Genomic DNA, 9,232 nt, shown 5'->3' with positions numbered 1-9,232 from the left:
GTTCCGGCGGCCGGGGGCCCGACGGCGGCGGGCGCCTCGACGGTGGAGAAGAAGCCGTTGGACGTACGGGACTATCGGGCGGCGCTGGAGTCCCTCGCGGAGCTGATCGCCGGCCGGCCGAACGCCTGACGGACGATCTCGCGGTTGTAGTCGTCGATCTCGACCGTGCCGAGGTCGGCGGGGGTGAGCCAGCGGTGCTCCTGGTCGGGCAGCGGCAGGACCACGTCGAAGGTGAGCGGTCTGATCAGGAAGTTGTCCTGCCAGTTCTTCACCTCGTGCCCTTGGAAGGTGCTGAGGAAGGACGACTCGCCGACCTTGCGCAGCACCTGGCCGAGCAGTCCGGTCTCCTCCTTGAGCTCCCGCAGGACCCCCTCGTGCGGACTCTCGCCCGGCTCCAGCTTGCCGCACGGCACGCCCCACACCCGCGGCAGGAACCGCTCGGTCTCGCTGCGCCGCACGAGCAGGACGCGGCCTCGATGGGCCACGACGGCCGCCGCGAGCCGGATGTCGCCGGGAGAGTCCATGCCGTCCACCGTAGCGGGGAACGGGCATCCCGGACAGCCGCGCCGAGGGTGTCCGATTCCTTCAAGACCGGGCGCGGACGCCCCGCCTACGCTGCCGGACATGAACAGCACACCCACGCCACGCTTCGACCTGATCGGCCTCGTCGTCTCGGACCTGGCCGCGTCGCTCGCCTTCTACCGCAGGCTCGGACTGGAGTTCCCCGAGGGGGCCGAGAGCGCCCCGCACGTCGAGGCCGCGCTCCCCGGCGGCCTGCGCATCGCCTTCGACACGGAGGAGACCGTCCGGTCCTTCCACCCCGGCTTCGAGCCGCCCTCGGGCGAGGGACGCATCGGGCTCGCCTTCCACTGCTCGACGCCCGAGGGCGTCGACGCGCACCACGAGGACCTGGTGGGCGCCGGGTACGAGAGCGGGCTCAAGCCGTTCGACGCGCCCTGGGGCCAGCGGTACGCCGTCGTGCGCGACCCGGACGGCAACGGCGTCGACCTCTTCGCGCCGCTGGCCGCCTCGACCGACTAGCCGCCGGTCAGACGGCCGGCGCCCGCCGGGAGCGGGCCTCCCCGCCGAGCAGCTCGCCCAGCGCGCGCCCCGTCAACTCCTTGACGTCACGCGCGAGATGGGCCTGGTCGGCGAAGCCCGCGACGGCCGCCGTGTCCGCGTACGGCAGCCCGTCGCGGGCCAGCGCGAGGGCCCGCTGCAGCCGCAGCACCCGGCCCAGCGTCTTGGGTCCGTACCCGAAGGCGGGCAGGGAACGGCGGTGCAGCAGGCGGGCGTTGACACCGGCGTCCGCCGCCGTCCGGGCCACCGACCTGCCCGCGTCCAGGGACCGGACGACGTGGGCGAGGAGCGGGTCGGGCGGGCCCGCGTCGGCCGCCCGCTCCAGGGCGACGGCCTCCAGGACGGCCATCGGGTCGCCCGCGCCGTCCACCCGCTCGGCGAGCCGGCGCGCCTCGGCCGCGGTCCACAGGTCGGCCAGCTCCACCCGCTGGTCGCGCAGCTCATGGGCCGGTACGCCGAGGAAGGCGGGGGCGGTGCCGGGGTAGAAGCGGATGCCGACGAAGCGGCCGCCGGTGTCCCTGATCGCCGGGACGTGCGCGTGGGTGTCGGGGCCCGCGACGAACAGCCGGCCCTCGGTCCACAGCAGGTCCATGCAGCCGTCGGGCAGCACGGGGAGGGCCTCGCCCGGGGCGCGGGTGGCCGTGCGGGTCCACACGACCGCTCCGGTCAGCCGGGACGGCCGCTCCCGGTAGCCGGCGTGCGCTCCGCCGCTCTTGTGCGCCACGTGGTCAAGGCTACGCCGGGGCCCGCTCGGCCGCGCCCGTGCGATGGTCCTGCGGGCTGACCCCGTACACCCGCTTGAAGGCGCTGGACAGCGCGAACGCGCTGCCGTACCCGACGCGGCCCGCGATCGCGCCGATCGTCAGATCGGTGTCGCGCAGCAGGTCCGCGGCGAGCGCGAGGCGCCAGTTCGTCAGGTACGTCATCGGGGGCTCCCCCACGAGCTCCGTGAACCGCCGGGCCAGCGCGGCCCGCGACAGGCCCGCCTTCGCCGCGAGGTCCGCGATCGTCCAGGGGTGCGCCGGGTCGTCCTGGAGCATGCGCAGGGCGCGGCCCACGACGGGGTCGCCGAGCGCGCGGTACCAGGCAGGGGCCGCCGCCTCCGGGCGGGAGAACCAGGCGCGCAGCGCGGCGATCAGGAGCAGGTCGAGGAGCCGGTCGAGGACGACGTCCTGGCCCGGCTCGCCCTTGCTGATCTCGTCGGCGAGCAGCGGCGTGAACGGGCAGTCCCACACCTCGGTGGGCAGCACCAGGAGCGGCGGCAGCGCGTCCAGGAGCCGTCCGGTGATCTCGCCGCGCATCTGGTAGGTGCCGATCAGCATCTCCACCGAGCCGTCGGGCGACTCGCCCCAGGCGCGCAGGCCGAGGTCGCGGTAGCGGGCGACGGGGGCGCCGTCCAGCGGCACGCAGCGCTCGCCGGGCCGGATCTCGGCGAACGGCGCGGTGCCGGCCTCGTCGGCGCAGGTGTAGTGGTCGGGGCCGCGGGCGATGGCGAGGTCGCCGGGGCGGATCAGCTGGGCGGGCCCGCCGTCCTCGGGGACGATCCACGCGGTGCCGCGCACCATGACCATGACGGACACCGGCGCCTCGTCGGCGATGCGGACGGACCAGGGCGGGTCGAACAGGGCACGGATCATGAAGGCACCACGCGCGCGGGGGCCCTCCAGCAGACCTGCGAGTACGTCCATGCCGGAAGCGTAGACGCACGCCGTGGACGCACGCTTATGCGGGCGAGCTCCTGGGCGATGGTCCCTTGTGGCGCGGGGCAGTTGACTGAACGCATGACGAACACGGCGAACACAAAGTACACGACGAACACGACGAACGACGCGAACACGACGGGCTTCACCGTCCTGGTGACGGGCGCGACCGGCCGGGTGGGCCGCAGGGTCGTGGAGTCCGCGGAGGCGGCCGGGCTCACGGTGCGCTCGGCGTCGCGCTCGGGCGCGGTGCGGTTCGACTGGGCGGACCGGTCCACCTGGGCCGAGGCCCTGCGGGGCGCCGACGCGGCGCACATCGCCCATCTCCCGGACGTCGGCGCGCCCGGCGCCGCCGAGGCGGTCGGCGCGTTCGCGCGGCTGGCGGTCGAACTCGGCGTGGGGCGGCTGACGCTGCTCTCCGCGCGGGGCGAGCCCCAGGCGCACGCGACGGAGCAGGCCGTGCGGGACTCGGGTGCCGCGTGGACGGTGGTGCGGGCCAGCTGGTTCGCGCAGAACCTCAGCGAGGGGCCGCTGCTGGAGGAGATGCGGGGCGGGGAGCTGGTCTTCCCGGCCGGCGAGGTGCTCGAACCGTTCATCGACACGCGGGACATCGCGGACGTGGTCGTCGCGGCGCTGACCGGCGGCGGGCGCTTCGCGGGGCGGACCCTGGACATCACCGGGCCCCGGCTCCTCTCCTTCCGCCAGGCGGTGGCGGAGGTCGCCGGGGCGGCGGGGCGGGAGATCGCCTATGTGCCGGTGTCGGCGCGGGAGTACGGGGCGGCGCTGACGCAGTTCGGGGTGCCGGAGGGCGAGGTGGAGTTCCTCATCGAGCTGTTCGAGACGAACCTGGACGGACGGAACGCGCTGCTGTCCGACGGGGTGCGGGAGGTGCTGGGGCGGGCGCCCCGTGACTTCGCGGACTTCGCCCGCGAGTGCGCGGAGGCGGGCGTCTGGAAGGCGTGAGCCGCCGCTGCGGACCCCGCTCCCCGAACGACGGAGGGGCCGGTTCCACCGGCCCCTCCGTCACTCCTGCTCCGGGGGCGTATCGGTTCCGCTCCCGTTCCGCTTCGCGTGCGTCCGCAGGCGCGACGTCACGTCGTCCGGCGGCAGGAAGCGGGACCAGCGTTCGGGGAACTCGGACGGCATCTCCGGGTCGTCCGGGTCCAGGGACGCGTCGCGCGCGGCGGCCGCGCGGGCCACGACCTCCGCGGCCTGCGCCTCCCTGATGCGGTCGTTGGCGGCGCGCGCCGCCGCCGTCGCGACGGACGGCCAGACCCGGTCGATCGCCGCGTTGACCGCCGCGCCCACCAGGACCGCGAACGCGGAGACGCCGATCCACAGCAGCACGGCGACCGGCGCCGCCAGGGAGCCGTAGATCGTGGGGCCCTCCACCGTGCTGGTGAGGTAGATGCGGAGCAGGAAGCTGCCGAGCACCCACATGGCGAGCGCGATCAGCGCGCCCGGCATGTCCTCGACCCACGGCGAACGCACCGGTACGGACACGTGGTAGAGCGTCGTCAGGAAGACGACGGAGAGGATGACGACGACCGGCCAGTAGAGCACTTGGACGACCGTCGTGGAGCCCGGCAGCAGGTTCACCACCGCGTCGGGCCCGGCGACCATCAGCGGCAGCGCCACCGAGCCGATCAGCAGGGCCACGATGAAGAGGCCGAAGGCGAGGATCCGCGTCTTGACGATGCCGCGCACACCGTCGAGGCCGTACATCACGGTGATGGTGTCGATGAAGACGTTCACCGCGCGCGAGCCGGACCACAGGGCGAACAGGAATCCGATGGAGATGACGTCGGGGCGGCCGACCTTCATCACGTCTTCCAGTATCGGCTGCGCGATCTGACTGACCCCGCGGTCGGAGAGGACCGTGCGGGACGCCTCCAGGATGTTGTTCTCGACGCTGGCGATAGTGTTCGCGCCCGTCCAGCGGTCCACGTACGCCAGCAGCCCGATGAGGCTGAGGAGCAGCGGCGGAACGGAAAGCAGCGTGAAGAACGCCGCCTCGGCCGCGAGCCCCAGGATGCGGTACTCCATGCATGAGTTGACGGTGTCCTTGAGCAGCAGCCAGGCGGTCCTGCGCTTGGAGACGTTCCGGTACAGAGCGCGGGCCCGTTTCCAGCGGCCGGTGGGCCGCTCGGGTGTTTCATTTGCCTGGTGCACCTCCTTACCGTAGCGGCATGGCAGCCAGCACCCACACAGTGACCAACCAGGCTCCGCCCCTGGTGGGATATGACGTATTCACGTCCGACCGCGCTCTCGCGGAGGGCGTGGCGCGGCATCTGGACCCCTCGCTCCTCGGCACCGCCCGCGAGGAGCTCTCGGTGCTCGGCCGCACCGCCGGTTCCGCTCAGGCGCAGGAGTGGGGTGTGCTGGCCAACCGGAATCCTCCCGTTCTGCGTACGCACGACCGTTATGGACACCGGATCGACGAGGTCGACTTCCATCCGTCGTGGCACCGGCTGCTCGGCAAGGCGGTCTCGGCGGGGCTGACCGACGCCTGGTCGCGGCCGGGCGGGCACGTGCGGCGGGCCGCCGGATTCCTGGTGTGGACGCAGGTGGAAGGGGGCCATGGGTGCCCCGTGTCGATGACGCACGCCGCGGTGCCCGCGCTGCGCGCCGACCCTGAACTGGCCGCCGAGTGGGAGCCGCGGCTGACCTCGACCGTGTACGACGCGGGACTGCGCCCGGCGGACCAGAAGGCCGGCGTCCTGTTCGGGATGGGGATGACGGAGAAGCAGGGCGGCAGCGACGTGCGGGCCAACACGACGCGCGCGCGGGCCCTCGCCGAGGAGGGGACCTACGCGCTGACGGGGCACAAGTGGTTCTGCTCGGCGCCCATGTCGGACGGGTTCCTCGTGCTCGCGCAGGCCGAGGCCGGACTGACGTGCTTCCTGGTGCCGCGCGTCCTCGCGGACGGCTCGCGCAACGTCTTCGCCCTCCAGCGCCTCAAGGACAAACTGGGCAACAGGTCGAACGCGTCGAGCGAGGTCGAGTTCGACGGGACGTGGGCGCGCCGGGTCGGCGAGGAGGGACGCGGGGTGCGCACCATCATCGAGATGGTGGCGGCGACCCGGCTGGACTGCGTGCTCGGCTCGGCGGCGCTGATGCGGCAGGCCGTGGCGCAGGCGGTGCACCACGCCACGTACCGGGAGGCGTTCGGCGGCAGGCTGGTGGACAAGCCGCTCATGCGCAACGTCCTGGCGGATCTGGCGCTGGAGTCGGAGGCGGCCACGACGCTGGCGATGCGGCTCGCGGCGGCGTACGACGACGGCGGCGAGCAGGAGCGGGCGTTCCTGCGGCTCGCGGTGCCGGCCGCGAAGTACTGGGTGACCAAGCGGTGCACGCCGCTGGCCGGTGAGGCCCTGGAGTGCCTGGGCGGCAACGGCTACGTCGAGGAGTCGGGCATGCCGCGGCTGCTGCGCGAGGCGCCGCTCAACTCCATCTGGGAGGGCTCGGGCAACGTCCAGGCGCTGGACGTCCTGCGGGCACTGCAGCGCGAGCCGATGGCCCTCAACGCGTTCCTGCAGGAGGTGGGCAAGGCGCGGGGCGCCGACCACCGGCTGGACGGCGCGATCAAGGCGATGCTGACCGAACTGGCGGACCTGGAGGGCATCGAGGCGCGGGCGCGGCGGCTGGTGGAGCGCATGGCGCTGGTGCTCCAGGGGTCGTTGCTCGTGCGGCACGCGCCCTCGGCGGTGGCCGACGCGTTCTGCGCCTCGCGGCTCGGCGGGGACTGGGGCGGGGCGTTCGGCACGCTGCCGCACAGCCTGGATCTGGCGGCCGTGGTGGAACGGGCCGCCCCGCAGGTCTAGAGCACGCGGTTCACAAGGGCGGCGGAGGTCCGTGGCCCGGGAACGGCACGGGCGGAGAGCCACGACCCGTGACTGACACGGGGGTGGTGCTGCGCCGACACGGCACCACCCCCGTCTTTCAGGCCCCTTGAGGAGCGTGAACACCGCACGGGCGGCGTTGTGTCCAGATTCAGGCACCGCACAGCCGTTCGCCAGGGTTGCATGAGGTTGCAACCCCGGACCGCCGCCCGCCGATTCCTCACCGAAGCATCACCCATGCACGTGCCCAAGGGGCACGATGAATACATGCCCCTACGCACTGGTCTGGCCGGAAAGGACCCAGTGGTGATGAACTCCCCTTCGACGATCGATCTCGCGCGCATGTCCGCCATGGACCTCGCGCACGCCGCGCGGCTCCTGAAGGGGGTGCGCGACGCGACGCTGTCCGGGCAGCGGCCGCGCGTCCTGCCGCGGCCCGTGATCGGCGACTCCTGGGGGCGGATGATCCTCGGCGGGGTCGATCCCGACCACGACTTCCGGTCCCGGCTGCTGAACGAGGAGGAGCTGGAGCAGCGCCGGCGCGCCTCGCCGCTCGTGGACGTACTGCCGGTCCTGCGCAACGCCCTGGTGTCGGTGGCGGACGCCGCGCAGCACATCATGGTCGTCTGCGACGCGGAGGGCCGGGTGCTGTGGCGCGAGGGCAGCTCCGCGGTGCTGCGCAAGGCGGACTCCCTCGGCTTCGAACTGGGCGCGGACTGGGGCGAGAGCGTCGTCGGCACGAACGGCATAGGGACACCGCTGGTGGTGCGCAGGCCCGTACAGGTCTTCTCCGCCGAGCACTTCGTGCAGACCCATCACCCCTGGACGTGCACGGGCGCCCCGGTGACCGATCCGCGCGACGGCAGACTGCTCGGCGTGGTCGACGTCAGCGGGCCGCTGCAGACCATGCATCCGGCCACGCTCGCCCTGGTCGACTCGGTCGCCAAGCTCGCCGAGGCGCGGCTGCGGGAGCGGCACGTCTCGGCGCTGGAGCGGCTGCGCGCGGTGGCGGCCCCGGTGCTCGCCCGGCTCGACGGGCGGGCCCTCGCGGTGGACGTGCACGGCTGGACCGCCGCGGTGACGGGCATGCCGCCCGCGGACCGGCTCGCGCTGCCCAAGTCCTTCGGCGTGGGCCGCACCTGGCTGCCCTCGCTGGGCTCCTGCCGGGTGGAACCGCTGCCGGGCGGCTGGCTGCTGCGCCTGGAGGAGCCGGGCGACACCCCCGAGCCGGTCGCCGCGACCCGGCTCGTCCTGGACGTCAGCAGTCCGCGCCGGTGGACGCTCGCGGTGCTCGGCGGCGCCCGCGACTGGACCCATGAGCTGAGCCCGCGCCACGCGGAGCTGCTCTATCTGCTCTCCGCGCACCGCACCGGGCGCACCGCGTCGGACCTGGCCGACGAGATGTTCGGCGATCCGGCGCGCACGGTGACGGTCCGTGCCGAACTCTCGCGGGTGCGGCGCTACTTGGGCGGCCTGCTCGCCCACCGTCCGTACCGCTTCCAGGAGGGCGTCGAGGTGGAGGTGGTCCTGCCCGAATGTCCGGTGGACCTGCTGCCCCACTCCGGCGCGCCGACGGTGCGGGAGGCGAGGAGCGTGGCGGAGCCTTGAGTTCCGTCTCCATCCGGCCGCGCGCGTTCCGCCGCCCGGCAGGCGTTCACGGGATCGACGGACATCGCCGCCCCGGCCGCGTGGCGGCGCCGTACCCGTGATTCTCTGACCCCCATGAGCATCACTGTCACCACCTGGTCCCTGGAGCAGACGTCCCGCACGGACCTGCTCCCGGCCGCCGCGCCCGAGGGCGACGTACGGATCGTGCGCGCCGAAGTGCCCTCCCCCGAGTACAGCCGGTACCTGTACGCGTCCGTCGGCGGGGACATCCGCTGGACGGACCGCCTGGCCCTCACCTACGCCGAGTGGCAGAAGCTGCTCGACCGGCCGGGCGTGGAGACCTGGGTGGCCTACGACAGGGGCACGCCCGCGGGGTACGTGGAGCTGGCGGCGCGGGGCGAGCGGGGTGACGAGGCGGAGGGCGTCGTGGAGATCGTCTACTTCGGGCTGCTGCCCGCCTTCCGCGGGCGCCGCATCGGCGGCCACCTCCTGTCGCAGGGCGTCGCGCGCGCCTGGGACCTGGCCGAGCGGTGGCCGGGCCTCGCGCCGACCGAGCGGGTCTGGCTGCACACCTGCTCCAAGGACGGCGAGCACGCCATGGACAACTACCTGCGGCGCGGCTTCACACTCTTCGACACGAAGGTCGACCAGGAGCCGGACACCGCGACCCCGGGGCCTTGGCCGGGGGCCGACCGCGACTGAGCCCGCCGTTCCGGGTCCGCACACCGCCGCGGGCCCGCTGTGACCGACGACACCCTTGTCCACGATGTGGGACAAGGGTGTCCGCATTTTGGATAATGCTGGACTGGGTCGAAAGTCCCGTGACACGCTTCCGGCATGGATCGCACTGGAATTGCCTTGGTGAGTCGGCGTCACGTCGACCTCGGCCGCATGTCCAGCGCCATGTGTCCGGCTCGCTGATCGACTCAGCACCGCCGCACATCTGATCGACGATCTTCCCCACCTCCCTCCCTGCGCAGCGCCGGTCTCTTCTACACATCT

At 73.2% G+C, this 9,232-nt stretch carries 10 protein-coding genes; 6 read left to right on the top strand and 4 right to left on the bottom strand.

The genetic code is table 11. The features are described 5' to 3' along the window. Positions 1 to 71: 71 nt before the first annotated feature. Positions 72 to 524, bottom strand: a complete 453-nt coding sequence (locus tag AOK22_RS23410; protein WP_055700676.1) for an NUDIX hydrolase — start codon at positions 522 to 524, stop codon at positions 72 to 74. Positions 525 to 624: 100 nt separating this feature from the next. Here AOK22_RS23410 and AOK22_RS23405 point away from each other — a divergent pair, with 100 nt between their 5' ends. Beyond that, positions 625 to 1,041, top strand: a complete 417-nt coding sequence (locus AOK22_RS23405; RefSeq protein WP_055700675.1) for a VOC family protein — start codon at positions 625 to 627, stop codon at positions 1,039 to 1,041. Positions 1,042 to 1,048: 7 nt separating this feature from the next. On the opposite strand, the gene AOK22_RS23400 is transcribed toward AOK22_RS23405, so the two are convergent. After that, the gene (locus AOK22_RS23400; RefSeq protein WP_055700674.1) at positions 1,049 to 1,804 is read right to left on the bottom strand and encodes a DUF6597 domain-containing transcriptional factor; all 756 of its coding nucleotides are present in this window, start codon (positions 1,802 to 1,804) and stop codon (positions 1,049 to 1,051) included. A gap of 10 nt (positions 1,805 to 1,814) precedes the next feature. Next, positions 1,815 to 2,768 (bottom strand): AraC family transcriptional regulator, encoded by a 954-nt coding sequence (locus AOK22_RS23395; protein WP_055700673.1) that lies wholly within the window; start codon positions 2,766 to 2,768, stop codon positions 1,815 to 1,817. A 93-nt stretch (positions 2,769 to 2,861) separates the two neighbouring features. Between AOK22_RS23395 and AOK22_RS23390 the strand changes: the two genes are divergently transcribed. After that, the gene (locus tag AOK22_RS23390) at positions 2,862 to 3,743 is read left to right on the top strand and encodes an NAD-dependent epimerase/dehydratase family protein (RefSeq protein WP_055700672.1); all 882 of its coding nucleotides are present in this window, start codon (positions 2,862 to 2,864) and stop codon (positions 3,741 to 3,743) included. A 60-nt stretch (positions 3,744 to 3,803) separates the two neighbouring features. Here AOK22_RS23390 and AOK22_RS23385 read toward each other — a convergent pair whose 3' ends face one another. Continuing rightward, entirely contained in the window at positions 3,804 to 4,952 is a 1,149-nt protein-coding gene (locus AOK22_RS23385; protein ID WP_055700671.1) for a YihY/virulence factor BrkB family protein, read from the bottom strand. Between the two features lie 17 nt (positions 4,953 to 4,969). Here AOK22_RS23385 and AOK22_RS23380 point away from each other — a divergent pair, with 17 nt between their 5' ends. The 4 genes from AOK22_RS23380 (at position 4,970) to AOK22_RS43880 (ending at position 9,151) form a co-directional block, all read left to right on the top strand. After that, on the top strand, positions 4,970 to 6,604 hold the full coding sequence (locus AOK22_RS23380; protein ID WP_055700670.1) for an acyl-CoA dehydrogenase family protein: 1,635 nt from the start codon (positions 4,970 to 4,972) through the stop codon (positions 6,602 to 6,604). A 327-nt stretch (positions 6,605 to 6,931) separates the two neighbouring features. Further along, complete coding sequence (locus AOK22_RS23375; RefSeq protein ID WP_055700669.1) at positions 6,932 to 8,230, top strand: GAF domain-containing protein; 1,299 nt, start codon at positions 6,932 to 6,934, stop codon at positions 8,228 to 8,230. 114 nt (positions 8,231 to 8,344) lie between these two features. Next, a complete protein-coding gene (locus AOK22_RS23370) occupies positions 8,345 to 8,932 on the top strand; it encodes a GNAT family N-acetyltransferase (protein WP_055700668.1) in 588 nt (195 codons plus the stop codon). A gap of 135 nt (positions 8,933 to 9,067) precedes the next feature. Continuing rightward, positions 9,068 to 9,151, top strand: a complete 84-nt coding sequence (locus tag AOK22_RS43880; protein WP_330166862.1) for a putative leader peptide — start codon at positions 9,068 to 9,070, stop codon at positions 9,149 to 9,151. The last annotated feature ends 81 nt before the right edge of the window (positions 9,152 to 9,232 follow it).

The sequence above is a fragment of the Streptomyces silaceus genome (assembly GCF_001419745.1).
GTDB classification, from domain to species: domain Bacteria; phylum Actinomycetota; class Actinomycetes; order Streptomycetales; family Streptomycetaceae; genus Streptomyces; species Streptomyces silaceus.
This window is presented reverse-complemented; position numbering and strand designations above follow the sequence as displayed.